General features: G+C 62.7%; 25 protein-coding genes and 1 pseudogene. 15 read left to right on the top strand and 11 right to left on the bottom strand.

Features of this window, described 5'->3' with window-relative positions:
- The first annotated feature begins 34 nt into the window (after nucleotides 1–34).
- On the top strand, nucleotides 35–448 hold the full coding sequence (locus tag AC0NIL_RS13910) for a hypothetical protein (protein WP_063168681.1): 414 nt from the start codon (nucleotides 35–37) through the stop codon (nucleotides 446–448).
- Between the two features lie 10 nt (nucleotides 449–458).
- On the opposite strand, the gene AC0NIL_RS13915 is transcribed toward AC0NIL_RS13910, so the two are convergent.
- Nucleotides 459–2,483: an amidase gene (locus AC0NIL_RS13915; protein WP_275952539.1), complete on the bottom strand. Its 2,025-nt coding sequence runs from the start codon at nucleotides 2,481–2,483 to the stop codon at nucleotides 459–461.
- A 143-nt stretch (nucleotides 2,484–2,626) separates the two neighbouring features.
- Between AC0NIL_RS13915 and AC0NIL_RS13920 the strand changes: the two genes are divergently transcribed.
- Nucleotides 2,627–2,902 carry a hypothetical protein gene (locus AC0NIL_RS13920; RefSeq protein ID WP_013530503.1) on the top strand — a complete coding sequence of 92 codons (276 nt, stop codon included), beginning with the start codon at nucleotides 2,627–2,629 and terminating at the stop codon, nucleotides 2,900–2,902.
- 67 nt (nucleotides 2,903–2,969) lie between these two features.
- On the opposite strand, the gene AC0NIL_RS13925 is transcribed toward AC0NIL_RS13920, so the two are convergent.
- A complete protein-coding gene (locus AC0NIL_RS13925; RefSeq protein ID WP_275952540.1) occupies nucleotides 2,970–3,959 on the bottom strand; it encodes a Gfo/Idh/MocA family protein in 990 nt (329 codons plus the stop codon).
- Nucleotides 3,960–4,162: 203 nt separating this feature from the next.
- On the opposite strand from AC0NIL_RS13925, the gene AC0NIL_RS13930 reads away from it, so the two are divergent.
- From AC0NIL_RS13930 to AC0NIL_RS13945, 4 genes are all read left to right on the top strand, one after another.
- Nucleotides 4,163–4,396: a hypothetical protein gene (locus AC0NIL_RS13930; protein ID WP_013530508.1), complete on the top strand. Its 234-nt coding sequence runs from the start codon at nucleotides 4,163–4,165 to the stop codon at nucleotides 4,394–4,396.
- Nucleotides 4,397–4,516: 120 nt separating this feature from the next.
- Complete coding sequence (locus AC0NIL_RS13935) at nucleotides 4,517–4,714, top strand: hypothetical protein (RefSeq protein ID WP_013530509.1); 198 nt, start codon at nucleotides 4,517–4,519, stop codon at nucleotides 4,712–4,714.
- A 395-nt stretch (nucleotides 4,715–5,109) separates the two neighbouring features.
- Nucleotides 5,110–5,793: a hypothetical protein gene (locus AC0NIL_RS13940; protein ID WP_156949269.1), complete on the top strand. Its 684-nt coding sequence runs from the start codon at nucleotides 5,110–5,112 to the stop codon at nucleotides 5,791–5,793.
- A complete protein-coding gene (locus tag AC0NIL_RS13945) occupies nucleotides 5,783–7,366 on the top strand; it encodes a GH3 family acyl-acid amido synthetase (protein WP_275952541.1) in 1,584 nt (527 codons plus the stop codon). Before AC0NIL_RS13940 ends, AC0NIL_RS13945 begins: the two co-directional genes overlap by 11 nt.
- A gap of 71 nt (nucleotides 7,367–7,437) precedes the next feature.
- Here AC0NIL_RS13945 and AC0NIL_RS13950 read toward each other — a convergent pair whose 3' ends face one another.
- Nucleotides 7,438–8,640 (bottom strand): cytochrome P450, encoded by a 1,203-nt coding sequence (locus AC0NIL_RS13950; protein WP_275952542.1) that lies wholly within the window; start codon nucleotides 8,638–8,640, stop codon nucleotides 7,438–7,440.
- Between the two features lie 74 nt (nucleotides 8,641–8,714).
- Between AC0NIL_RS13950 and AC0NIL_RS13955 the strand changes: the two genes are divergently transcribed.
- The 3 genes from AC0NIL_RS13955 to AC0NIL_RS13965 all read left to right on the top strand — a co-directional run bounded on the left by AC0NIL_RS13955 (nucleotide 8,715) and on the right by AC0NIL_RS13965 (nucleotide 11,675).
- Nucleotides 8,715–9,776, top strand: a complete 1,062-nt coding sequence (locus AC0NIL_RS13955; protein WP_275952543.1) for a hypothetical protein — start codon at nucleotides 8,715–8,717, stop codon at nucleotides 9,774–9,776.
- A gap of 208 nt (nucleotides 9,777–9,984) precedes the next feature.
- Nucleotides 9,985–10,743 (top strand): SDR family NAD(P)-dependent oxidoreductase, encoded by a 759-nt coding sequence (locus tag AC0NIL_RS13960; protein ID WP_063168676.1) that lies wholly within the window; start codon nucleotides 9,985–9,987, stop codon nucleotides 10,741–10,743.
- Nucleotides 10,740–11,675 (top strand): sigma-70 family RNA polymerase sigma factor, encoded by a 936-nt coding sequence (locus tag AC0NIL_RS13965; RefSeq protein ID WP_013530511.1) that lies wholly within the window; start codon nucleotides 10,740–10,742, stop codon nucleotides 11,673–11,675. Before AC0NIL_RS13960 ends, AC0NIL_RS13965 begins: the two co-directional genes overlap by 4 nt.
- 118 nt (nucleotides 11,676–11,793) lie before the next feature.
- On the opposite strand, the gene AC0NIL_RS13970 is transcribed toward AC0NIL_RS13965, so the two are convergent.
- Nucleotides 11,794–12,363, bottom strand: coding sequence for a TetR/AcrR family transcriptional regulator (locus AC0NIL_RS13970; RefSeq protein WP_013530512.1), 570 nt, complete (start codon nucleotides 12,361–12,363; stop codon nucleotides 11,794–11,796).
- A gap of 103 nt (nucleotides 12,364–12,466) precedes the next feature.
- Here AC0NIL_RS13970 and AC0NIL_RS13975 point away from each other — a divergent pair, with 103 nt between their 5' ends.
- Both AC0NIL_RS13975 and AC0NIL_RS13980 read left to right on the top strand, forming a co-directional pair.
- Complete coding sequence (locus AC0NIL_RS13975; RefSeq protein WP_127368836.1) at nucleotides 12,467–13,282, top strand: oxidoreductase; 816 nt, start codon at nucleotides 12,467–12,469, stop codon at nucleotides 13,280–13,282.
- A 65-nt stretch (nucleotides 13,283–13,347) separates the two neighbouring features.
- A complete protein-coding gene (locus AC0NIL_RS13980; RefSeq protein WP_024503923.1) occupies nucleotides 13,348–14,349 on the top strand; it encodes an NADP-dependent oxidoreductase in 1,002 nt (333 codons plus the stop codon).
- Nucleotides 14,350–14,369: 20 nt separating this feature from the next.
- Here the strand turns inward: AC0NIL_RS13980 and AC0NIL_RS13985 are convergent.
- The 3 genes and pseudogenes from AC0NIL_RS13985 to AC0NIL_RS13995 form a co-directional block, all read right to left on the bottom strand.
- Nucleotides 14,370–14,842 (bottom strand): annotated as a pseudogene (locus AC0NIL_RS13985) (VOC family protein).
- A 43-nt stretch (nucleotides 14,843–14,885) separates the two neighbouring features.
- The gene (locus AC0NIL_RS13990; RefSeq protein WP_013530516.1) at nucleotides 14,886–16,034 is read right to left on the bottom strand and encodes an amidohydrolase; all 1,149 of its coding nucleotides are present in this window, start codon (nucleotides 16,032–16,034) and stop codon (nucleotides 14,886–14,888) included.
- A gap of 153 nt (nucleotides 16,035–16,187) precedes the next feature.
- The gene (locus AC0NIL_RS13995; protein ID WP_013530517.1) at nucleotides 16,188–16,631 is read right to left on the bottom strand and encodes an SRPBCC family protein; all 444 of its coding nucleotides are present in this window, start codon (nucleotides 16,629–16,631) and stop codon (nucleotides 16,188–16,190) included.
- A gap of 435 nt (nucleotides 16,632–17,066) precedes the next feature.
- Between AC0NIL_RS13995 and AC0NIL_RS14000 the strand changes: the two genes are divergently transcribed.
- Nucleotides 17,067–17,210: a hypothetical protein gene (locus AC0NIL_RS14000; RefSeq protein WP_013530518.1), complete on the top strand. Its 144-nt coding sequence runs from the start codon at nucleotides 17,067–17,069 to the stop codon at nucleotides 17,208–17,210.
- Nucleotides 17,211–17,307: 97 nt separating this feature from the next.
- Here AC0NIL_RS14000 and AC0NIL_RS14005 read toward each other — a convergent pair whose 3' ends face one another.
- Complete coding sequence (locus tag AC0NIL_RS14005) at nucleotides 17,308–18,000, bottom strand: DUF2270 domain-containing protein (protein WP_013530519.1); 693 nt, start codon at nucleotides 17,998–18,000, stop codon at nucleotides 17,308–17,310.
- A 475-nt stretch (nucleotides 18,001–18,475) separates the two neighbouring features.
- Here AC0NIL_RS14005 and AC0NIL_RS14010 point away from each other — a divergent pair, with 475 nt between their 5' ends.
- From AC0NIL_RS14010 to AC0NIL_RS14020, 3 genes are all read left to right on the top strand, one after another.
- Entirely contained in the window at nucleotides 18,476–18,997 is a 522-nt protein-coding gene (locus AC0NIL_RS14010) for an Hsp20/alpha crystallin family protein (RefSeq protein ID WP_013530520.1), read from the top strand.
- 122 nt (nucleotides 18,998–19,119) lie between these two features.
- Entirely contained in the window at nucleotides 19,120–19,854 is a 735-nt protein-coding gene (locus AC0NIL_RS14015) for a gamma-glutamylcyclotransferase (RefSeq protein ID WP_063172682.1), read from the top strand.
- A gap of 196 nt (nucleotides 19,855–20,050) precedes the next feature.
- Nucleotides 20,051–21,202, top strand: coding sequence for an acyltransferase family protein (locus AC0NIL_RS14020; RefSeq protein WP_063168671.1), 1,152 nt, complete (start codon nucleotides 20,051–20,053; stop codon nucleotides 21,200–21,202).
- Here the strand turns inward: AC0NIL_RS14020 and AC0NIL_RS14025 are convergent.
- Genes AC0NIL_RS14025 through AC0NIL_RS14035 form a run of 3 tightly spaced genes read right to left on the bottom strand, consistent with a single transcriptional unit; the run spans nucleotide 21,189 to nucleotide 24,963 of the window.
- Nucleotides 21,189–23,168 (bottom strand): glycoside hydrolase family 127 protein, encoded by a 1,980-nt coding sequence (locus tag AC0NIL_RS14025; protein ID WP_473572215.1) that lies wholly within the window; start codon nucleotides 23,166–23,168, stop codon nucleotides 21,189–21,191. The genes AC0NIL_RS14020 and AC0NIL_RS14025 overlap by 14 nt on opposite strands.
- A gap of 14 nt (nucleotides 23,169–23,182) precedes the next feature.
- Nucleotides 23,183–24,040 carry a carbohydrate ABC transporter permease gene (locus tag AC0NIL_RS14030; RefSeq protein WP_013530524.1) on the bottom strand — a complete coding sequence of 286 codons (858 nt, stop codon included), beginning with the start codon at nucleotides 24,038–24,040 and terminating at the stop codon, nucleotides 23,183–23,185.
- A complete protein-coding gene (locus tag AC0NIL_RS14035; protein WP_024503911.1) occupies nucleotides 24,040–24,963 on the bottom strand; it encodes a carbohydrate ABC transporter permease in 924 nt (307 codons plus the stop codon). The genes AC0NIL_RS14030 and AC0NIL_RS14035 overlap by 1 nt, the downstream gene beginning before the upstream one ends.
- Nucleotides 24,964–25,193 lie beyond the last annotated feature (230 nt).

Consider the following 25,193-nt stretch of genomic DNA (forward strand, 5'->3'; position numbering starts at 1 on the left):
TACTACCATCCCGTCACATGGCGAGGGGGATGAGATGGACCATCAGCGTACTGTTTTTCTGATCGGAGCAGGTTCCGTTGGTGACGACGAGCAAGCCGTGTTCACGCTGCACGTGAACGGCGCTGCCTGCAATCTGAAATGCAGTTATCGGGACAAGGTGATCGAGGCAGAAGAGGAAGACTTTTTCGAGGCTCTGTTCCAAATCCGTCAGGCACTCGAAGTCGATGGCCTGCTACCCTTCTGTTACGGAGCAAGCGCCAATGTTTATCCGGAAAATACCGTGATGGAGAAAAGTCGCGGATTGATAGCCTGCAAGGTGAAGACGGGGCAATTTCCGCAAGAGAGCGATCTGGTCGACATATTTGATGATGGCGTCGACGTGGTTCCGGTTTTCGTCCATATGCAGCAGGAATTTTGGGAAGAATGGCTGACTTCGCTGCCTTCCTAGCTGCTGGCGTTCATCCAATCCCGCCCGTAACCAGATAGGCGCCGGCGCTGCGCCCATCCTCCAGCCGCACAATAGCCGTCACGATCGAGCCATACGAGCCACGCCAGACGCTGTGGAACCGCTGGTGCTCTGCGGCCGGAACCAATGCCTGTCCACAGCAGCGCGCTCCGCTTCGCTGGATGGCGACAGGCTCGCCGTTGACATGCACCTTGACGCTGGCGTGTTCCGCCTCGGCGTCGATCGGCAGGTCGAGGGTGATGGTGATCTCGTCCTGATCGCCGGTCGTGCGCGTCTCGGCGGCAAGCGCAATGACGAGCGGAGGTGCCTTGCCGTTACCGGTTTGCGTGGGCCGGCGGGAAAATACATCTTCAGTCAGTTCCGGCGTGCGTGGGGGCAGGGTGCGGCGCCGGGTCGACTGTTCGTAGTCGCCGGCCATGCGCAGCAGCCTTTCGTCGTCATAGGCCTTACCGGCGAAGGTCAGGCCGACCGGCATGCCGATATCGGCCATGGTTCCCATCGGCACGGTGACGGTCGGGATGCCGAAATGGCGCCAGACCAGATTGCCGTTGGCGACCCAGGTGCCATTGCGCCAGGCAAGGGCGGCGGATGCCTCGTCGATGTCTGCATCGGCCGGTCCGACATCGGCGGCGGCGGGCAGCACCACGGCGTCGATGTCTTGGCCGTCCAGCCAGACCTCGAAATCGATCCGCCTTGTTGCTTCGAGGCCCTTCAGTCCGTCTTCCAGCGTTGGAATGTCTGCGAACGGCGTGACGCCGGACCGGGCCCGTTCCACATATTCTCTCAGATCGAAGCCGCCCTCATAGCGGTCGGGCAGCGTGCCGGGCGGCTGCGGGAAGATCTTTGGGCCGTCGACGGAGACGAGATCGGGCACGGCCGGGTCGGCATTGGCGCGCAAAAAGTCGTCCCAGCCCCAGATGCTGAGATCCCAGAGTTCGCGCTCGGCGAAGTCCTGCGGCACCAGCCCGCGCTCGACCATGGTGCGCGCCCCGGGGCGGTCGCGCTCGTAGTTGGAGACGACGGGGAAATCGACCTCGATCACCTCGGCGCCAAGCCGCTTGAGATCGGCCGCTGCCTGTTGCCACAGGGCAAGCACCGAGGCGCGGGTTTCGATCGGCGCATCGGCCTCGCTGTCGCGGCCGATATACATTCTGGGCACGCCGAGCCGCTTGCCTTTCAACGACCCCGCCAGTGCGAGATCGGTATAACGGGGCGGCCGCACATCGGAGCTTTTCGGCAGCTTGACCCAAGGCTGCGCGCGCCAGAAATCGCCTCGCGCCTCGGGATCGTCGGAAACGATCACATCGAGCAGTTCGAGCATGTCGAGCACGCTGCGCGTATGCGGCACGACGACATCCATGGTCGGCACCAGGGGCCAGTTGCCGCGCACAGAAATGACGCCGCGCGACGGCGTGTAGGCGACCAGCGCATTGTTGGTGGCCGGCGCGCGGCCGGACGACCAGGTTTCCTCGCCAAGCCCGAAGGCGCAGAAGCTGGCCGCTGTCGCCGTGCCGGAGCCATTGGACGAACCCGATGCGAAGGCGGCGGTGAGATAATCGCCATTGTACGGACTTTCGGCGCGGCCATAGACGCCGCGCTGCATGCCGCCATTGGCCATTGGCGGCATGTTGGTCAGCCCGATCAGCACCGCACCGCCGGCGCGCAGCCGGGCTATGGTGAAGGCATCCTCATTGGCAATGAGATGCTCGAAGGCCGGCGAGCCGGCGGCCACCGTCAGGCCTGCAACCTTGTAGCTGTCCTTGGCGGTGTAGGGGATGCCGTCGAGCGGTCCGAGCACGGCGCCGTTGCGGCGCCGCTGGTCGGAGGCCGCCGCCTGCTCAAACATGTCAGGGTTGAGCACTGGGACGGCATTGAGGCTGATGCCGTGCCGGTCGAAATGCGCGATGCGCCTGAGATACGCCCCGACCAGTTCGACGCTGGTGACGGTGCCGTCATCGAGCGCGCGGCGCAGTTGGTCGATCGTCGCTTCGACGAGGTGAAGGCTGGCGTCGGTCATCACGGATCCCACATTTCCACGCACCATGGATGAGCGAGGCCGCAGGCTTCGGCAAGAGCCTATCGCGGTCTTCTCGGAACTTTTGTCCGGCTGGCGGTTTTGGATGTATGGTGCGATTCCGGAATGGCCAGAAGGGTGTGCCGATGACCACGAAATGCGTTGCGATCCTAGCTCTCGCGGTTGCTACGGGCGCGAGTCTTTGCGCCCCGGCCTTGGCTGGCGACCGGCATCACGACCGCCGGGTCCACTCCGAACGCTACGTTCCCGCCGAAGGCGATCTCATCGATATCCTGTTCGGCGGCCCGCACTACTACGATCAGCAGTTGGTGACGACGGCGGCTGGCGCGTGCTCCTACCATCGCGTTGGACCCGACGCGAATGCATTGAACAAGATCAACGATCATCACTGCGGGAAATAAGGCAGTAGGGCAGTAGGGCAGTAGGGCAGTAGGGCAGTAGGGCGGCAGTAGGGCAGTAGGGAGCGCCTCAACGCTGGCCGCTCTCCTTCATACGCTCGATGATTTCGGCCATCAGCGCCAGGTCGCGGCGGGAATCGGCGAGGTCGGTCAGCGGCTTTGTTCCTTCGGCGATGTGGCGGTGGAAAATCTCGAGTTCATTCGAGAAAGCATCGCCGTAGAGAGGGCCGAAGGCTTTCGTCACCGGGCCGAGCGGGCCGGCATCGGTGACCTCCAGCCGCGTCGGCAGGCTGCGGATGTAGGGCGTGTCGTAGATGATGCGCACGCGCCTGGTGTTGGAGCGCACCTCGATCATTGCGTCGAACAGGCCGAGATCGTCGACCACCGCGTCGTAGAGACAAGCGAAATGGCCATAGTCGAAGGTGACCGATGTGTTGGCGCCGCCATTGGTGCGGTGCGCGGCCAGCACGCGCGCCGGCTCGCCGATCAGCCCGCGCATCGCCGAAATGTGGTGCGAGGAAAGCGCCGTCAGCCCGCGATAGGCGCGCACCAGGTCGGCCGGCGCGTCGGCACCGACGACTTCGCGGATCAGCGCGTCGCGCTCCTTGGCGCCACGCGCCAGCAGGGCCGGGTCTATGTCCTTGGGATAGAGGACGTTCTGGCTCTTCTTGAGGAAATGCCGGCCCTCCGAGATCAGGTCGAAGATGCGGACATGGGTGATGTCGGCGAAGGCCGGCAGCTCGTCCCTGGCGGCCAGATATGCCGGCGCGTAGCGGCGCATATAGCCGACGAACAGGGTCTTGTCGTAGTCCGGCATCAGCGCCAGCAGATCGTCGATCTCGCGCACCGTCAGACAGGCGGGCTTTTCCAGCAGGATGTGCTTGTTGGTGGCAATCGCCGCGTGCACGAAGCGGCTGTGGGTGTCGTCGGATGACAGCACGAACACCGCGTCGATGTCGGGTGACGCTATTAGCGCCTCGGCCGTCTCGAAGGTTCTTGCCGTCGGGTGTTGCGAGGTGCACAGCGCCACCAGGCTGGGCGACACGTCGTACACGCCCATGCCGACGGTTGCGCATGTTTTATAAAAAATTTACACGCGTCAAGATTTAAAATGTGCGTAGCGATTTTTGACTGCGCGCCCTGCGGGCATGACTGTCCTGCCGGCATGCGCTACAACCAAGGCGCGAAAAAAACTGCCGGCCTAGGGAACCACTAGGGGGATGTCCGCGTTGGTCGCTACTTTTGTGCAGAGGGAGGTTTGGGGTGGGGCGTTTCGAAATCGTGGAAGAGCCAACGGGTACGTTTTCGATTTTCGACACCGTCACGGAATTGCCGGCAACGGCCAAAGGGGGCGTGTGCATTGGGCTTTATCGGCACGAAGTGCCTCTGGCACTGCTTGCAGCGGTTGAAACGGTCCAGCCCGGCCATTTTTCGCTCCTGCCCTCATTGTCGGTGTTGAACGACTGGCGGGCTCATCGAGACGATCTGCTGGCATGAGCAAAGCTGCCCGATGTCGCATCAAAAATCATACGGTATGGGAAATCACGCCCTGTTGTCGAAAGCGGCGGTGAGGCATGGAAAGCAAGGGGAGGTTGCAGTGCGTTGGGAGGTGAAGCAATGTCTGATCAGGACGACCTGATCCGAGCTGCCATCGGACGGCTGCTCGCCGAGAAGACAGGCGCCGCCGTCATATCGATGAGAGAGAGCGTCACCGAGCTTCTGGCGCTGACCGGTGCCGCACTCGACGAAAGACTCCAAGACCTGCTGCTGGAAATGGCCGAAGTCCGCGGCATGATGGTCGCTCTCGACTTCTGAACATATCCGGCTGGGATGCCGCAGCATGGACCGGCAGCGCTTTCATCGCCGGCAGCCTCGGACAGGCAGCTTTGGACTTCCGATGAAGATAGCTGACCAAAGCCGAGAGTAGCGGTCGAACAATTTCGCGGGCGACCGGCAGTGTGATCGCCGGCCGCCGTCCAATGCACTATGCCACGGCGGCCAATGCGGCCGCTTTGACCGACAGGGTCGGGTGGACCATCACCCCGAATGCCGAGACAAATGCTCGTAAAGATTCGGGTTGGTGCGGGTTGAACTACTGAGCCCATGACTGATATTCGATTGTTGGGGTCTGACATGGGCGGCAAGATTGCGTGCGAACTACTGCGGATGAAATCGGTTCCATTGGCTCGACAACGACGCCGGTGCGGGAATTGACGCCTGCCGAGCGCGACCGGATGTTTGCCTTGTATGAGACCTACTACGAGGCAGTCGATCGCAATGTCTTCGAACGTGATCTCGCTGAAAAGGATGCTGTCGTGATCATCCGGTGCGACCGGGAGATAATCGGCTTTTCGACTTACCTTGTCAGACCACAGACCGTCGGCGGGGAGACTGTTCACTATCTCTTCTCCGGCGATACTGTTCTCCATTCCGCGCGTTGGGGCGACCCCGTGTTGCTGCGCGGTTTCTTTCGCGCGGCCGGCGCCGCCAAGGCCGGGGTGGCGGGCCGGTTGTTCTGGTTCTCCATCATCGGAGGGCATAGGACGTTCCGCATTCTCCCCAATTTTTTCTGCGACTTCGTTCCAGCCGTCGATGGTCCGGTTTCGGCCCGCCTGCAGACGATCCGCGATGCCATCGCAACTGCCCGATACGGGCGTCAATTCGAGCCGTCGACCGGACTGATAGACTTCGGCCTGTCGCAAGGCCACTTGCGGGAACAGTGGGCAGATGTCGAGGAAACAGCATTCCGCAACCGTTTTGCCGCCTTCTTTCTCCAGGCCAATCCCTTCTACTTCCGAGGTGTCGAACTTGCCTGCCTCGCGGAATTCGAACTCGGCAATCTGAAGCGCTACGCCGCCGCGAGTTTCGCCGAAGGGCTGCAAGATGGGCGCTGAAGCCTGGGCACGGATTGCCGGCGCGACCGCTGCCGGGGATGCCGGTTTTCGGGCGCGGCTCGATCAACTTGAGGCCACGCAGCGCTCCCTCTTGCGGCGGCTCCTAGAAGCCAATCCTGCGACTGTGTTTGGTGGTGACCACAACTTCGCCAACGTCGCTTCGGCCGAGTCCTTTCGCGATCTCGTGCCGATCCGCGGCTACGAGGCCTTGTCGCCATACATCAATCGTGTCGTCGCCGGAGAGGAAAATGTGCTGACTGCCGAGCCGGTCCGGTTTATCGAGCAAACCGGCGGCAGTTCCGGTGGCGCGAAATACATCCCTTATACCGACACGGGCCTGCAGGCCTACACCGATTGTCTCTATCCCTGGATGTCGGAACTGATACGGCGCCGGCCGGGCGTTGCGCAAGGGCACAGCTATTTCGCGCTAAGCCCGGTAGGCCGCGGCGCAAGCGAGCGCGTCGGTGCGCGCAGGTTGGGCAGTCCCGTTCCTTTTGCTTATTTCGGCGCCTTGCGCGACAGCCTGATCCAAGTTTCGGCGGTGCCGATGGATTTGAGGCTGCTCAGCGATTTCGCCGAGTGGCAAAGGCAGACCTGCCTGCACCTGCTGGCGGCCGAGGATCTGAGCCTGATCTGGGTCTGGAGCCCGACCTATCTCACCGAAATCCTGCGCGCGATGCAGCGCGATGCCGAGAGCCTGTTGCCGGAGCTCGCGGACAGGCTGGGCGCCGTGCGGCCGGCGGACGTGGTGCGCCGCCGCATTGCTGCGCTGGAGGGCGCGCTTGGAAGTTCGCAGCTGTCGGCGATCTGGCCTCGCCTCGACACGATCAGCTGCTGGACAGACGCTTCCAGCAGTGGCTTTGCCGCCGCATTGCAGGCGCAATTTCGGCATGTCTTCATCCAGTCCAAAGGGCTGATGTCTACCGAAGCTGCCGTTTCATTTCCCTATGGCGACGGGTCCGGGTGCATCCTGGCATCGCAAAGCGGGTTTTTTGAATTTGTCGATGACAGCGGTGCCAGCTATTTCGCGTGGCAGTTGGAGGCAGGCCTGACCTACCGGCTTATCGTGACCACCGGCTCCGGCCTCTATCGCTACGATACGCAAGACATGGTCGAAGTCACCGGGTTCACCGGCGACACGCCGCGCCTGCGTTTCAGCGGGCGTATCGGCATGGTGTCCGATCTCTGTGGCGAAAAGCTCACGGAAGCCTTTGTCGTGCGGTCGCTGGCCGAGGCCGGTCTCGATCATCGTACCTATTCGCTGCTGGTGGCGGTCGCGACGCCGCACCCGCACTACCGGCTTTTCGTCGAGACCGGTCCGGGGCCGGCCGTTGAGGTGCTTGGCGGTGGCCTCGACCATGCGCTCAAGGCCAACCCGCAATATGAGTATGCCCGCCGCATCGGCCAGTTGGGGCCGCTGCGGACGACCGGCGTGGACGACCTCTATGGCAGGCTGAAGCGCCACCGCATGAAGGGCGGCACGAGCATTGCCGGAATGAAGGCGCCGGTTCTGCTCACTCGATCGGACGCAGCGCTTCTCGCGGCGCTCGGGGCGGACAAGGAGGACGCTTAGGATGATGCGGCATCCCGTGTCGCGGAAATGGGTCGCGCAAAGGCATGAAAACCGGACAAGCGACCATCCGGTCAGGCTGTCAGCCGCAACGCCAGCGCATCCAGGCCGCGGATCGAGGAATTGTCCATCCAACGTGCAGCAACAGGCTCGATGGCTCTCCAGTGGGTGAGTGCGGCTTCCAGCACCGCGACACCTTCCATTTCGGCCAGCGCCCTGCCGATGCAGACATGCGCGCCCCGGCCGAAGGCCAGGTTCTGCCTGCCGGCCCGGCCGAGGTCGAAACGCGATGCGTCGGCAAACTGGGCCGGGTCGCGGTTGGCAGCGCCGACAAGCAGCACCATCAGCCGGTTCTTTTCGATTTCCTGGCCGCCGATGATTACAGGCTCGAGCGGCCAGCGGCAGATCTTCTGCACCGGGCTTTCCAGCCGCAGAGTTTCGGCAACGGCACTGGCAGCAAGCCGGCGGTCGGCCCGCAGGGCCGCCCACTGGGCGGGCTGGTGAGCAAGATGGAACAGCATGTTGCCGATGAGGTGCACCGTGGTCTCGTGGCCGGCGAAGGCCAGGAAGGCGATGTTGCGACCGGCAGCCGTCAGCCCCAACGCATCGACGAGGCCGGCCAGCCCGGTCAGCAGCGGCGGCATTCGCCCAGCGGCAAGCAGATGGCGCAGATGCTCGACGAAGTAGCAGGACATCTCGTCGGCGGAGTTGGCGCCGCCGAACGCATCATCGAAACCAGTGTCGAGAAGGGCGCGGATCGAACCCGACCATGCCCGGACCATCGGCATGTCCTGGTCCGGTACGCCAAGCAGGCGGCAGATGACACGTTCGGGCACGGCGCGCGTGAAGGCGGCCACGACTTCGGTCGTCCCGGACAAGCCGGAATCGCCCATGAGGTCTTCGATCGTTTCAGCTACAATGAGACGCAAAGCCGGCATGCCCTTGCCGACAAAGGGCTGCTGCAGGGCCTGGCGCAGGGCGGCGTGAGCGCTGCCCTCCTGATAGATCAGCCAGTCGCGGATCGCGGAATCCGAATCCGCCATTACATCGGCCGGCGGCACGTGCGAAAGCTTGCGATTTGCGAGGCTGCTCGAAACGAGATCGTAGCCGGTGAGATAGACATCGCCCCACGGCGCCTGCCAGACCGGAGCGTGCCGTCGCATTTCATCGTGGATAGCATAGGTGTCCGTGGCACCTTCGAAAGCACCGGCGCGAATCACTTGCCAGGGATGCCGGCCGGATTTGAACAGAGCATTGGAGGGGAATTCGGTATGCATTGCGTTGGGGGAAGTCCAATCTTGTCGGCTAAGACAGTCGTGTGTCATGCATGCCAGGATATCGACGCCCGGCCATGACCAACAATCAGGGGCCGATCTACTATTTCTGCACACGCCAACACGCTTACACGATGGGCGTACTGCTTGGCTATTACCAGCATGGGCTTGGTGATCTTGTTCGGATCATTCCCTACGAGCTGGCCGCGAGGCTCGGGCCCCTCTCTCCGGGCACCTTCGTCTTTACGGATTTTGAACGGCTGGCGCCGGCGCAATTGCAGGCGGCGGTCTCACTTCATGAGCGCATCGCCTCGCTCAATCCAGGCCTGTTGCTGCTCAACGATCCAGCAATCGTGCCAAGTCGCTTTGACTTGCTGAAACGCCTGAAGGCCGCGGGCCTCAACCATTTCGATGTGCATCGGCTGGGTGAGCGCAAGTCCGTACGCCGCTTTCCAGTTTTCGTGCGCTGGGAAAGCCAGCATGAGCCGCCGCTGACCGGGCTGATCGACGCCGCGGATGCGCTGGAAGCAGCGATTGCCCGTCTGCCGGGCCATGTCCGTCAAGACCCGGACCTGATGATCGTCGAATACGGCGCGGCTCCCTCGGCCGATGGGCGGTTCCGCAAATACTCGGCTTACAAGGTCGGCCCAACCGTCTATCCGCAGCACTGCTTCATCAATGAGAACTGGTACATCAAGTTTCCGAGCACCCGCTTCACCGAAGCCGATAGGGCCGAAAGCCGCGCTTACGTGGACGACAATCCGCATGCCGAGCAGATCGGGCGTGTCTTCGCCCTGGCCGGCATCGACTATGGGCGCATCGATTACGGCATCGTCGACGGCCAGGTCCAGACCTTCGAAATCAATAATAACCCGTCCGTTCTGACGCGGCCGCCTGGCTGGGACGCGGGGGTGGATTACAGCCGCTACGCCGAGATGCACGAGCGGGCTCTGCGTGGCATCATGCGCCCGGTCTCGGGCCCCGACCTTTTACTCGGCAACGGTACCATGAGCGTCGATGCCATCCACGCCGATGCCATGCATGCGGTGCGGCAGAGGATTGCGGGATTCTCCCGGCGTCGGCGCCTGTCCCTGCGACCGCTCAAGAAGCGGCTGGCGCGGCTGTTTGGCTGGGGGTGACATGAGCGCAATTGGGCTTCACATTTAATGCAATGCAGCCCCTAATCGCTCCACTGCCCACGCGGCGCGGCATCATGCTTCTTCCGCCCTATCGCCAACATTGCCGGCATGTCGCGGATCGTCGCCGCGACAGCGCGCCTCGCCAAACCTTGGCTCTTTTTCCGACCCTCAAACGTCTTAGCTACAGTGAAGCTAAGGAGCAGGGTCGATGAGCCTCAGGAATAAAGAAATCGTGGTCACCGGTGGCAGCCGTGGGCTTGGCCTCGGATTGGTCGAGGCGCTGGTCGAACAGGGCGCCAGCGTGACCGTCGTTGCCCGTGGCGTCGAGGCGCTGGATGCGGTCGGTGCGCGGCTTGGGGTCGCCACTATCCGCGCCGACGTTGCGGAGGAGGGCGCGGCCTATCGCATTCTTAGCGAGGTTCGTCCTGACGTCGTGGTCCTGAATGCTGGTGCCACGCCCCGGATGGGCCGGTTGGACCAACTGAGCTGGGAAGATTTTTCAATCGCCTGGGAAACCGACGTCAAGGCCGGGCTATACTGGCTGCAGGCGGCGCTCAACCTGCCGCTCAAGCCGGGCAGCCGTGTTCTGGTGGGATCGAGCGGTGCCGCCGTCACCGGGTCGCAGTTGTCGGGGGGCTATGGCGGCGCCAAGCGCATGCTGTGGTTCATGGCGAAGTACGCCAATGGCGTTTCGCTGGAGAAGAAGCTCGGCATCCGCTTTCAGGCGATCGTGCCGCGGCAGATGATCCTCGGCACCGGAACAGGCGATGCGGCGGCCGGCGCCTATTCCGGATCCATGGGCATCACGCCCGAACAATTCGTCACCCGCTTCGGTGCGCCGATGCCGCCCCGGACCTTCGGCGACAGGGTGGTTTCCGTGCTGGAAGACCCGCAATATGCGGAGGGCATCGTCTTCGGCCTCAATGGCGACGCGGGCGTAACCGTGATGGAGGGGGCTGCGGCTTGAGCGAACGAGATCCTGCCGTGGACCGCGACCGACGGGAAGGGCTGCTTGCCCTTGCCGCCGCGATGCGGCCAGAGCTGCACCGCTATTGCGCGCGCCTGATGGGCTCGGTCATCGACGGGGAGGATGTCGTGCAGGACACGTTTGCGCGAGCCTTCGTTGCGCTGAATGAGCTGGGCGAGGTGCCGCAGCTCAGGCCCTGGCTGTTCCGCGTCGCCCACAACCGTGCGCTGGACCTGCTGCGCAGCCGCGCGATCCGCGCGGCGGAGCCTATCGAGGCGGCGCTTGAAATTGCCGACGACACCAAAGCCGACCCGGTGGAGATGCTGATGCGCAGGCAAGCTATACAGACCGCAGTGTCGCGCTTCGCGGAGCTTCCGCTGCTCCAGCGCAGCGTCGTCATCCTCAGAGATGTGCTCGACGAGCCGCTGGCCGAGATCGCTGCTTTGCTCGGCATCACGGTCGATGCGGTGAAAGGGCACTTGGCGCGCGGCCGCGCCCGGCTTAGGGAAGTCAGTGCGCAGGCCAGCTCGGCTCCCGATGCGCGTATCGCGTCGGCCGCCGTGGTCCGTTATGCGACCCTGTTCAACCAGCGCGATTGGGACGGCTTGCGCGCCCTGCTTGCCGACGACGTCAGGCTTCATCAGTCCCTGCATGCGACGCGCTCGGGTGCGGCGGATGTCGGCATGTTCTTCACGATCTACGCCAAAAGCGACCGCGTGTGGCTGACGCCGGCCTGGCTCGACGGCCGCGAGGTGATCGCTGTGTTCGAAAGCCATGCCGACCAGAAACCGCATCATTTCATGTGGCTGGAGTGGCGGGAAGGTCAGATCAGCTTCATCCGCGACTATCGCTATGTCAGCTATGTTACCGACGATGCCGAGCTGGTGCTGGCCAAGGACGCCAGGTCCTTCGGTCGCGGCACCGGGCACTGAAGAGCGGGCGCGCATCTGACCATCATACGGGCGGTGCTGTTCCTGCCAAGGGGCCGATGCGGGGCTGGGCGTCACACCGCATGAGAATAACTTTGACGTGCCCACGCGTGGTACGCCCTTAACTCTGCTCGATCAGCGCGCGCGCCGCAGCTTTCCCTGCCGCAAGGATACGATCCGACAATTCCGTTCCCTCCACGGCACGGGCCAGCTGAAGCGTGCCAATGAGGGTCGCAAAGATAGCGAACGCAACGCCCTCCGGATCAGGAGTTTGCGGCGGCAGCTCTACCGACACCTGGTGCACCTGGGTCAGCAAACGCTCGGTATAAAGCTGACGCGTTTCGGGTGGCTCACGGGCGATTTCCGCCAGCAAGGCGGCAGAGGCGCAGCCCTTCCCGGGGTTATCCCGATGCGCCGCCGACAGATATGTGTCTATGGCCATTGCCAAGCCGCCGGAGGCCAATGCTTGCCGTATCTCGTCGGACTGATCCTCGAGAGCTGCAGCGACCGTTTCACGGACAAGCGCCGCCTTTGATTGAAAGTGGGGATAGAAAGCCCCGTTCGTCAGCCCGGCGTCGCCCATGATGGTTGCCAGTCCGGACGCCGCTATGCCGTTTTTCCGAAAGCGTTCCGCGGCGACCTCCAGGATCCGGCCGCGCGAGGCGTCCTTCCTGCCCTTTTCGTAGCGCATGGCTGCTATTCCTTTCTGCTATTGCATTATGATCATAATCTGATATTACGACTGTAATTTAACAGATGCAAAAAAGCTAGCCCCCATGAGTTTGGAGCACGAAATGAAAACGAATGCCGGAAAAACCGCTGTTGTGACCGGAGCCTCTTCGGGCATCGGCCGCGCCAGTGCCGAAGCCCTTGCGCGGGCCGGGTTCACCGTCTTCGGAACCAGCCGGCGCAAGGCCGGCAACGATCCGGACGGGGTGACCATGCTGATCTGCGACGTGACCGACAGTGAGGCCGTTGCCGCACTCGTTTCGACGGTGCTCTCGCAGACCGGCCGGATCGACCTCTTGGTCAATAATGCCGGGGTCGGCCAGCTTGGAGGCGCCGAGGAATTCTCGATTGCCCAGGTGCAGGCTCTGTTCGACGTCAATCTGTTCGGCGTCATCCGCATGACCAATGCGGTGCTGCCGTCGATGCGGCAGCGTGGCGAGGGGCACATCATCAATATCGGCTCTGTGCTGGGACTGGTGCCGGCGCCGTATTCAGCGCATTATTCGGCGGTCAAGCACGCGCTTGAGGGCTATTCGGAATCGCTCGACCACGAGGTTCGCGCCTTCAATATCCGCGTTTCGGTCATCGAGCCGGCATTCGTTCGTACTGTCTTCGACCAGAACGGGATCCAGCCGGATTCGCCGTTGCAGGAATACGATCAAGCCCGAGCTACGCTGGAAGCGCTGCTTCGCGACGTGATGCCTGTCGCCGACCGGCCGGAAGTGGTGGCGCAAGTGGTCGTCAAGGCAGCGACCGATGCCCGTCCGCAACGGCGCTACACCGCCGGCAAGGCTGCGCGCCAGGTCAGCCTGCTGCGTCGCTTTGCTCCCGCTGGGATATTCGACAAGAGCCTGCGGAAACAATTCCGCCTGCCCGTTTGAACGCAGCGAGCAGAGGATTTCACGCACATGCGACACACCAAAATCACTCTCAGAAAGTCACTGCCATGAAGGCATTCGTCGTCGACAAGTACAGCAAGAACGGCACTCTGCGGCTAGCCGAAATGCCGGAGCCGAAACTCGGGGACAGCGATGTCCTGGTCGAGGTCCACGCAGCGGCGGTGAACCTGCTCGATTCCAAGGTCAAAACCGGAGAGTTCAAGCTGATCCTGCCCTATCGCCGGCCCTTCATCCTGGGTCACGACGTGGCCGGGAGGGTTGTGCGCGTGGGATCGAAAGTCCGCAAATTCAAACTCGGCGACGACGTCTATGCGCGGCCGCGCGATGGCCGGATCGGGACGTTCGCCGAGTTCATAGCCATGGATGAAGCCGACGTGGCCCTGAAACCCGGGAACCTCAGCATGGAGGAGGCGGCCTCGATCCCGCTGGTCGGCCTGACCGCCTGGCAGGCGCTCGTCGAAAGGGCCAAGCTGAAGAAGGGACAGAAGGTCTTCATTCAAGCCGGTTCCGGCGGCGTGGGGACATTCGCCATCCAACTGGCAAAGCATCTCGGCGCGACCATTGCGACCACCGCCAGCGCGGCGAGTGCCGGTCTGGTCAAGGGGCTCGGCGCCGATATCGTCGTCGACTACAGGAAAGACGATTTCGAGAAAGTCCTTTCGGGCTACGACGTCGTCTTGAACAGCCAAGACGCCAAGACACTTGAAAAATCACTGAATGTGCTGAAACCGGGTGGCAAGCTCATCTCCATCTCCGGCCCACCGGATCCGGAATTTGCCAGGGAAAAGGGACTGAACGTGGTGCTGAGGCTGGTGCTTCGCCTGCTGAGCCGCGGTATTCGAGCGAAAGCCAAGCGCCGTGGCGTGACGTTCTCGTTCCTTTTCATGTGGGCGCAGGGCGAGCAGCTGAGCAAGATCGCATCGCTCATCGAATCCGGCGCGATCCGCCCGGTCGTCGACCGGATATTTCCCTTCGAGGCGACCAATGAGGCGCTGGCCTATGTCGAAACAGGACGCGCCAAGGGCAAGGTCGTCATCAAGGTCAGATAGCAACTCAGCCGCGATCGAGGTCAGCCGCGCCGGGCTGCGTCGATCGCCGCGACGTCGATCTTCGTCATCTCCATCATCGCATCAAAGGCGCGTTTGGCTTCCTCGCCGCCGGCCGCCATGGCCTCGGTCAGCGTGCGCGGCGTGATTTGCCAGGACACGCCCCATTTGTCCTTGCACAGCCGCACACGCTCTCCTGGCCGCCATTGCCGACGATGGCATTCCAGTAGCGGTCGGTTTCCTGCTGATCGTCGGTGGCGATCTGGAACGAGAAGGCCTCGTTCTGCTTGAATGTGGAGCCGCCGTTCAATCCGATGCAGGGAATGCCGGCGACGGTAAATTCGACCGTCAACACGTCGCCTTTCTTGCCGGACGGAAAATCGCTCGGCGCACGGTGAACGGCGCCCACGCTGGTGTCGGGAAAGGTCTCTGCGTAGAAGCGCGCCGCAGCCTCGGCGTCCTTGTCGAACCAAAGGCAAATCGTGTTCTTCGGTATCTTTGGCATTGCATGTTCCTTTCGGCGTTGGAGTTGGCGGAGGTCAGCCCAGGAGATTGCGTGCCGTGCGCATGAAGATCCTCGACCCGATCGGGATCAGGTCGTCGGGAAAGTCATAGTCGGGATTGTGCAAGGCGGGGTGCCGCTCGCCCGCACCGAGGAAGAACATCGCCGACTTGGCACTATGGCCGAACAGGCCGAAATCTTCCGAGGCGCGCATCGGCAGGGCCTCTTCGCCGTGCGATACGCCCTCTTCATCGAGCGCGCGCCGCAGATGCTCCACCGCGTCCGGCGCGTTGACGCTGGCGACGAAGATCTCGTGATAGTCCCAGCGGGCGGTAAGGCGATGCTCGCCGGCGATCCTGGCGACCAGTGCTTCGGCAGCAGCGCAAAGGTTCGCCATGCGCTCGTCACGCCGGGTGCGCAGCGTTGCCCACACCTGCGCATGAGCAGGCGCGATGCCGAACACGGCCTCGCCCATCGCGGCATGGGTGACGGTCAGCATGGAGAAGTCGTCGTCGGCGAAGGTTCCGCGCCCGAGCGCCGGCAGCGCCGGCATCAGCTCACTGATCGCCAGCATCGGCGAGGTGCCGGTCTCCGGCATGGACGAATGGGCGGTCTTGCCCTCCAGCACGATGCGCATGCCGCGTGACGCACAGTTGACCACGCCGGGCTTGAGCCGCACCTCGCCGAACGGCACGCCAGGCAGGTTGTGCAACGAGAAAGCGAAATCCGGCGCGATCTCGCCGAAGCGGGGATCGGCAACGACGCCGGCTGCGCCATTGCCGGTTTCCTCCGCCGGCTGGAACATCAGCACGACGCGGCCGCTTGCAGGCCGCTCGCGCCCCAACTGCCGGCCGAGGGATGCCAGGATGGCGGTGTGTCCGTCATGGCCGCACATATGCGACTTGCCCGGCACGCGCGACGCATGCGGCACGCCTGAAAGTTCTTCGATAGGCAAGGCATCGAGTTCCGAACGGAACAGCACCGTCGGCCCTGCTTTGCCGCTGTCATATGTGACCGCGACGCCGTGCCCGCCGAGCTGTGTCAGCACCTTGTCCGGCCCCGTATCGGCGAGGAAGGCGACGACCTCCTTTGCCGTCTTCTCCTCTTCATTCGAGATTTCCGGATACTGGTGCAGCTGGCGCCGCCACGCCGTCAACTCGACGATGTCTCGGTTGGTCAGAGTCATGCTTTTTCAACCTCCGCTGCATTCTTCATCGACACGTCCAGGCACAGGGGTGCCGCAATGATGAATTGCTAGCGACAAAGGGCAGTTCCCGCCACAGTCCAAGTTTCAGGCTTCGGCAGGCCAGAAACGGCCGTTCTCCCGGCCATCCGCAGCCTATTGATTGATCTCGGGCTCGACGAGCTTTGCCAGATTTCTGAGCGATTCCTGCCAGCCGAGATAGCAGGCCTCGACCGGAATGACGTCCGGAATGCCGGCCTGGGTGATGTCGATTTCAGTGCCGACCGACACTTTTTTCAAGACCACGGTCACCCGTATCTCGCCGGGCAGGTTCGGATCGTCGAACCTGTCGGTGTAGAGCAGGCGCTCGCCCGGAACGAGTTCAAGGTATTCGCCGCCGAAGGCGTGGCTGTCGCCGGTGGTGAAATTGCGGAACGACATCTTGAACGTGCCTCCGACCTTTGCCTCGAAATTATGGACCGTGCAGGTGAAGCCGTTTGGCGGAAGCCACTTGGCCAGCGCGTCCGCTTCAACGAAGGCGCGATAGACCTTTTCAGGGCTGGTCGTCAGAACGCGGTGCAAACGTACGGTGCCGGGCATTGCTGGATCCTTTCATGAATGCCTGTTCGATACCCCAAGGACGGACGAAGCCTAGCCAGTCCGACATTGGTTTGCGAATTTTTTGACGGGAGGCGGCCTGCCTACGCCGCGGACATGCGTTCGACCCCGAGCTATCAACACGAAGCTCGGGCGAGGCGGCGGATGAACTGCACCGGCTTCGGAGCTGGCGCTCACCTGCTAAATCGAGCTCCTGAGCCATCTTGTTGTTCGGGCGTGTTTTTGTCGATTGCCGCGAACGGCCGCGCGTCCCCGTCAATGCTTCGAACGCCGCCAAATAGGGCAGCGCGTCTTTGCCGTCCATGTGCCGATCATTAGAATTTGCATCTGATCAGAGTTGATTTCCTATCAAGCCGTTAATGCGGCCATGCTGTTAATCAGCATTTGCTAATGAGTCTTTCGAACCTGAGGCAAGCAATGACCAAGAATCTCGGCAATGCACGTCATACGCCGGCGAAGGACCCGCAGGTCTCCCTTCTGGGCAAAGCCGCGCCGGCGCTGTTTCCGCTGGTCGTGGCGGCACTGGGTTACATGGTTGGCAAGCAGTTCTTCGGCATCTAGGCGCGAAGTTCCGTTCCCTCAAACGTCTCGGCGGACCGACCATCTCAGCGCGCGGGCCGCCGTTTGCGTTGCAGCGGCGTGTTGCCGGGCATCAACGTCAAACATGCACGTCGCCAAAGGACAGTTCGCCGTCGTTATCGGCCGTGAAAAAGACGATGGCAAGCAACCCGACATAGAATGCGGCCACGACAACCACGATCGCCACACCGGGAACGGGGCCAAGGGCGGCGCTGTCTACGGCTTCGCGAAGCGAACCGGCAAAGCCGGTCCTGACGCCCACGGTTTGAAGGCTGGGCGTGGATATCTTGAGCACCCATGCCAGCAAGAGGATCAGGAACAGGTAGATGTAATTTCGCCGCAGCCGACGGGCTAGCGCGACGCGCTGCGACAGCAGGAACTTCGGCGCGCGTAGGCCTTCCCCGACGATGAGCAGCCAGTCCGAGGCAAAGTCGGGCTGTGGGGAAAAGATCTGCGCGAAATAGTGGCGCTCGAACTGGCGTACGCGCGCCCTATAGAAATCGAAGAACCGATATCGGCGGGCCTCGATCCATAGCAGCAGCAGGATCAGCAACATGGCGAACAGCAGAACGCCGTGATGCGCACTGGCCGTCGACAGCGATACCGAAAGCAGCGCCGCCACCACCGTGATTGCCCAGTTGGTTGTCCTGTCCAGCCGGTCGCGCCATCCCGCCATGCGAGCGATCTCGGCGCGGTGAAAATGCGACAGCGTGTTGACGCGCTCCGCCGATGAAAGGACGGGGCCAGCGGGCTGTGCCGACGCGTCGTTCATGGCATCCTCCGGCAAGGAACAGAACGGCCTGCCAGCGGCATTGTTCCCTGTCCTCGAGACCGCCGATCCAGCCGACCAGCCGCGCGTTGAGGCCGAGGCGGCTCCGGTCCAGCAGACATCAAGCTGGCGGTTGACCACTGTTTCGCGACATGCCGATCGAAGGGCACGGCTGATGTGGACAGCACCGGTGACGCAGGCACCTGCATGCACCAATCACATTACATTACGAGGTCTTGACCCACCCGCGACGGAGTCCAAAATCCTCCGCACCAGTGCCGACGAGGCGCCGGCTTCACGGGCGCCGCGCGGGTCAGGGGCGGTGGCCCTCGGGCAGGCTCAGGTGCGCGAGCCCCGCCACTGATCCAGGCGTTCTCAACTGGACCGGAGCGCCAATGGCGCAGACGTGCATCGTCCGAGCATGGCAACCAGAGCATGCAAACGAACGATAGACAGGATCAAGAAAGGAGCAAGTGCAATGACCATTCGTGATCTGATGCCATGGGGTCGCGATCCGAACCAGGTTCAGACCCTCTCAGGCGACCGCGATCAGGACCCATTCATGAGCCTGCATCGCGAGATGAACCGCCTTGTTGACGACATGTTCCGCGGTTTCGGTTCACGTCTCCCATCCTTGGGCAGGCTCTCTTCAGCGGGCGGTGGCTGGCCTAGCGTGGAAATCTCGGAAACGGACAAGGAAATCCGCGTGACCGCCGAAATACCTGGCATGGAGGAAAAGGACATCGAGGTGTTGCTCGATGACGGCGTCCTGACGTTGCGCGGTGAAAAACACGCCGAAACCGACGACAAGGAACGTCAGTTCTCCGAGCGATTCTACGGCCGCTTCGAACGTCGCATTCCGATCGGCTTCGAAGTCGAAGAAGACAAGGTCGCTGCCGATTTCCGCAACGGCGTGCTGTTCGTCACCTTGCCGAAATCCGAGAAGGCACAGAACAAGATGAGGCGCATCCCCATCGGCGGCAAGAGCACCAAGCACTAGAATGATTGGAGCCGGGCGGGAGGGTCACCCGCCCGGCATCGGCCGAATTTTGCGCCGGTCACATGGACCCTTGAGAATCCCTCTGCCTTCGGCAACATGACGGCGACGGTAGAGGGTATGAAATGAACCAGCCGATTTCTGCCATATCGCCGCGCAAGTCCGTGCCGCGCAACACGCCGATGGCGCTGACCGAGGCGTTGGTCGCGCGCACTATGCGTGCTGTCGAGGATGCCGGGCCGACGCCGGGCATGGTTCACATGACCGACGCCGACTATGCGCGCATCCGCGACGAGGTGCTGGCCGGCGCTCCGGCCGGGCCGCTGAAACTATTTGCCTATGGCTCGCTGCTGTGGAAGCCCGCCGGCGAGGTGAGGGGCGGAGAACGCGCGGTGGCCAGCGGCTGGCATCGTTCGTTCTGCTTCACGGTGCAGCGTTTTCGCGGCACGGTCGAGCAGCCCGGCTTGATGATGGCGCTCGATCGCGGCGGCCAGTGCCAGGGCGTGGTGTTCGAGATCGCGGAACCGGTGGCGGCCAACCTCGAAGCGCTGCTGCGCCGCGAAATGACCATCCTGCCCGCCGTCAACGTGCCGCGCTGGCTGCAGGTCAGGACCGAAGGCGGCCCATGTCGCGCGCTTGGTTTCGTCGTCGATCCCGCCAATCCGCGTTATGCCGGCAAGCTCGACAAGCAGGCGATCGCGGCGACGCTGGTGACAGCCGTCGGTCATTGGGGCTCGGGCGCGCAATATCTATTCGAGACGATCCGCCACCTCGAAGCCTGCGGCATCCGCGACCGCAATCTGTGGCGGCTGCAGGAACTGGTGGCGGAAGAGATCGGGCTGACCGTCGCCCAGAAGTGATCCGCCCAGAAGTGATCCGCTCAGACGCGGCACGCTTCAGTCGTGTTTGGCTCCGGATGCTTGCAGGCCACAGCACCTTGCGAAGCAAATCTCTGATTTCGTAAGTCTCCGCAGTGAAGGTTTAATGAATTGAAAACAGTTCTGGGCCAACGATGACCTGAACACCGGCGCAGGACACGGTGCGCGTGGACCAATCATGAAATCCTCGACCGGAGAGCACTACCCAGCGCTGGATCATGTTCGTGGCCTGGCGGCCTTTCTTGTCTTTACCTGGCATTTCCTTCATGCTTCTCCTGAAGGCCCCGTGCCTTATGATTTCGTGCCGGCTCTTCCTATCTTCAGCGTTCTGGATGAAGGGCATACTGGCGTTTCCCTGTTCATGGCGCTTTCCGGCTACCTGTTCGCCAAGCTGCTCGATGGAAAGCAGATCAACTATCTGCCCTTCTTTGCCAACAGGGCCCTCAGGCTGCTTCCGCTTCTCCTGGTCGTGCTATGCATCGAGGCCTGCCGCAGGTACGTGGCCGGCCAGTCCCTCGACGGGTATTTCACGGGCGTCGGATTGGGGTTTCTTTTTCCCACCCTCCCGAATGGCGGCTGGTCGATAACGATCGAAGCGCACTTCTACCTGTTGCTGCCGTTCTTGCTGATGGTATCCAGGCGGTTTGTGTTCGCGCCCTTGCTGTTCATCGCGGCAGCCATTGTGCTGAGGTCCGTCCTGTATGTGCAGATCGGCGAAGTGCAGTCGGCGGCGTCCGCAACCATCATAGGCCATGCGGATCAGTTCCTGGCCGGCATTCTTGCCTTTCACCTGCGTGCCCACGCGAAGAACCAACACTGGCTGGCGCTGGCCGTTCTCATGGCTTTTTCGGGGTTCTTCTGGTGGTTCGATGCAGCCGGCGGATTTTACCAACTGGGCCGCTATCCGTCGCCTCATTGGATATGGATCATCCTGCCGACCCTGGAGGCGGCAGCCTATTCATTCGGCATCGCCTACTACGACACGAGCTTTTCGAGAAAGCGAACAAGCCCGCCGTTCAGGGTACTGGAGAAGGCTGGGGCCTACAGCTATTCGATCTATCTTCTGCACCTGTTCTTCGTCATGCAATTGGCAGCGTTCATAGACACGAATGTCATGAGCATCAGCAATTTCTACGTCGCATGCCTCTGGTCCGCATTGTGCTTCGTGGCGACGATCCCGATCGGCTATCTCAGCTATACCTGCGTCGAGGCGCCATTCCTGCGCCTGCGTCTGCGCTATATGGACCAAAAGCCCGAAACCGCGGCATCGACCGCGGCTGAGCTTGGATCGGTCATCGCCGATACACCGACCTCGTTCAGCCGTCCCTGAGCCATACCAGCATCTCGCCGGGCTCGCGGTTGTTCCAGGCGAAATAGGGAATGGCGGTCAGTCGCGTCTCGGCGGTGGCCGGCGGCTCGGGCCTGTAGAGCCCGTCCTGCCAGCCGTCGGAGACATCGGCAAGTGCCGCGGTCGACAGCGTCACCACGCCGCCGAGAAGTTCCGGCCGGTGCTGCGCTTCGATGGTGGCCGTCCGCGGCAGCGTCAGGCGATGCGGCTGGCTGTCATTGTCTGATGCCTCGACGCAATAGATCAGCGGGCCGCGTGACAGCGCGACGCGGCCAGCATCCTGGCGCACCTGCGGGTTGGCATAAAGCCGCTCGATCGGCATTTCGAGATCGAGCCGGACATTGTCGCCCTTTTTCCATGTCCGCTTGATCGCGGCGTAGCCGTCGCTGGTGATATCCGCCAGCCTGATGGCTTCGCCGTTTATCTTCAACCCGGCACTGGCGCTCCAGGCGGGAATGCGCAGGTGCAAAGTGAACTCGACCGGCGCCCGCGGTTCGAGCATGATGTCGACGGCGCCGTCCCAGGGATAGCTGCTGACCTGCGTCAGGCTCACCGGGACGCCCGATATATCGAAGCGCGCGGTCGAGTCGCCATAGAGGTGGACGGCCAGCGCATCGTCGGCCAGGCTGTAGAAATAGCTGCCGATCGAGGCGACCATGCGCCCGATATTGGGCGGGCAGCACGGGCAGCGGTGCCACTTCCACCTGTTGTGCTTGCCCAGGCTTTCCAATGGATTCTCGTAGAAAAACAGCGAGCCGTCGAGCGACAGGCCCGAGATCGAACCGTTGTAGAGGGCGCGTTCCATCATGTCGGCGTAGCGCGCGTTCGGCCCCATGCCGAGCATGCGGCTGGCCCAGAACACCAGGCCGACCGCCGCACAGGTCTCGGCATAGGCGCTTTCGTTGGGCAGGTCGTAGTCGCTGGTGAAGCCCTCATTGTGCGCCGACGGCCCCAGTCCGCCAGTGATGTAGAGACTCTTGGTGGTGAGATCGTCCCACAGAAGGTCGAGTGCTGCTCGCAGCGTATCATCGCCATATTCGGTCGCGATATCGGCCATGCCGGAATAGAGGTACATCGCCCTGACAGCATGGCCGACGACCTTGTTCTGTTCTCGCACCGGGATATGCGACTGGCTGTATTCATAGGTTTTGAAATGATAGGCCTTCGGGTCGGCGCCGCGGGCGCGGGCCTCCTCGTCGAAATAATGCGGCTGCTGACCGCGCTGGTCGATGAAGTATCTGGCCAACTCCATATATTTCCGCTCGCCGGTCACCCGTGCCAGCTTGACCAGCGCCAGCTCGATCTCCTCGTGGCCGCAATAGCCCTTCTTCTTGCCGGGCTCCGGGCCGAGTACCGACGCGATGTGGTCGGCATAGCGGCACATGATATCGAGCAGCTTGCGTTTTCCCGTCGCCTGGTAGTAGGCGACCGCGCCCTCGATCAGATGGCCGGCGCAATAGAGCTCGTGGCAGTCGCGCAGATTGGTCCAGCGCTTGCCGGGCTGGATGCGTTGGTACCAGCTGGAGAGATAGCCGTCCTCCTGCTGCAGCCTGCCATACATGTCGATGACGGCGTCGATCTTCTTCTCCAGTTCGGGATTCTTGCGCCGGTACAGCGAATAGGCCGCGGTCTCGATCGTCTTGCCGAGATCGGAATCCCAGAACATCTGCGTGGTCACCGTCGATCCGGTGAATTCCGCGCCTTGGCGGTCGGCTTCGTCGGGAGAGGGCGAGTGGAAGGGGATGACTATGCCGGGCGAGGGACGGTCCGGATCGATCTGCTCCAGCATGCGGGCCTCCACGCAGCGCTCGTAAAGGATATCGGCGGTGCGGGCGGCGACAGCGTCGGCGCGATCGCCCCAGAAGCCGTGCACGTCGACCTGCGGCACCGGCAGCGGGCGGAAGGCGAGCTTCGGTTTCCCGGTTTTTGCGGATGGCGATGCGGTCATGAATTTACTCCATTCTATTTGACGGCCCCGGCCATCAGGCCGCGGATGTAGAAGCGCTGCAGCGCCAGGAACAGGATGAGGCACGGCACCATCATCACGGTGACGCCCGCCTGCACCGCGCCCCAGTCGATGGCGCCGAAGCGGCCCGACTGCAGTGCGGTCATCATCACTGGCAGCGTGAATTTGGATTGGTCGGTCATCAGCACGAGGGCGGCGAGGAATTCGTTCCAGGCGCCGAGGAAGGCAAACAGGGCGATGGTCACGACGCCCGGCCAGACCAGCGGCAGCATCACCTTCCAAAGCATGGTGAGATTGCCGGCGCCGTCCATGCGGGCGGCTTCCTCGATCTCGCGCGGCACCGCGTCGAAGGCGTTGCGCATCATGAAGATCGAAAACGGCAGTTGCAGCGTCACATAAACGCCGACCAGGCCGGTCAGCGTGTTGTGCAGGCCAAGCTTGGTCAGCACCAGGAAGATCGGCGTCAGGATCGACTGGAACGGGATCATGATCGTCGACAGGATGAGGATGAAGAACAGGTCCTTGAACGGAAACCGGAACCGCGAAAAGCCGTAGCCGGCCAGCACGCTGACGGCGACCGACAGCACGACGGTCATCACCGAGACGTAGATGCTGTTTTGCGCCGAGACCCACAGCCCGTCGCCGAAGCTGTTGAGCGTGGCGTAGTTCTCCAGCGAGAAGCCTGATGTCGGCCAGGGCGGCAGCGGCGGCAGGCGCGCTTCGGCCGCCGGCTTGAACGCCGACAGCACCGCCCACACGATCGGCGCGGCAAACAGCACCGAGGCGACGATGCCGGTCGAATGCTCGCCGATGCGGCTCAAGAGCCGGCGGTTGCGGGAAGCGGCCTGCGCCATCAGTCGAGCCCCTCCGGCTTGCGCAGCAGCCACAGCTGGACGAGGCTGAGCGCCACCAGGATCACCAGCAGCACCATCGACAAAGCCGCGCCGTAGCCGAGCTTGAACGACACGAAGGACTGGTTGAAGATCCAGTAGACCGCCGTCAGCGTCTGGTTGCGTGGGCCGCCGCGCAGGATGATGTAGAACTGGTCGAAGGCGAGGATCGAGCCGGCGACCGACAGGATCAGGGCCAGCGCCAGCGTGCGGCGCATCAGCGGCAAAGTGATCGCCCTGAACCTGGCGAACGGACCGGCGCCGTCGATGACGGCCGCCTCCTGCAGATCCTGCGGGATCGATTGCAGGCCGGCCATCAGGATGATCATGGTGAAGCCGGCGACCTTCCAGACGACCATGGCGATGATCGACCAGAAGGCCGGCTGGAAGGTGGCCAAGAGGTTGAACTTCCTGTCGATCAGGCCAAGGTCGTAGGCGGCCGGGCTGAACAGGCCGGAATCGACGTTCAACAGCCATGACCAGAGCAGGCTGGCCGAGGCAAAGCCGACAACCGCCGGCATGAAGAACATCGTCCGGTAAAGATTGGTCAGCGGCCGCGGCCGCTCGACGAACAGCGCCAGCGGAAACGCCACCACGAAGATCGCGATGGTGACGATCACGGTGTAGTAGGCGGTGAAGCGCAGCGCGTTCCAGAACCGGGTGTCGCGCAGGATGGCGACATAGTTGCCGAGGCCGATAAAGCTGTGCTCGCCCATCAGGGGCCAGTTGTGCAGCGACATCCACGCCGTCATGCCGAGCGGGATCAGGAAAAAGACGACGACCAGCGCGACAGCCGGCGCGACATAGAGCAGGCCGATCCATTGGTGGCGGCTGGCGACCTTGCGGGCGCGGGGCGGGGCAGGGGTTGCTGCGGTGATGACGGTCATGGCTGCGCGCTCGGTGCTATTGGGACATTGGCAAAGAACCCTCTCACCCGGATTGCCAACCGAATTGAAGAGAGCAATTCGGGGCAATCCGACCTCTCCCCGAGGGGAGAGGAGGTTGCCGGGGATGGTGCCAGCCTCTTCTCCCCGGCGGGGAGAAGGTGGCCGCGAAGCGGCCGGATGAGGGGGTCTTTTCTCAACGTGATAGCCCTGCCGTTGGCGATGCGGTATCC

This window comes from Mesorhizobium sp. WSM1343 (assembly GCF_055901535.1).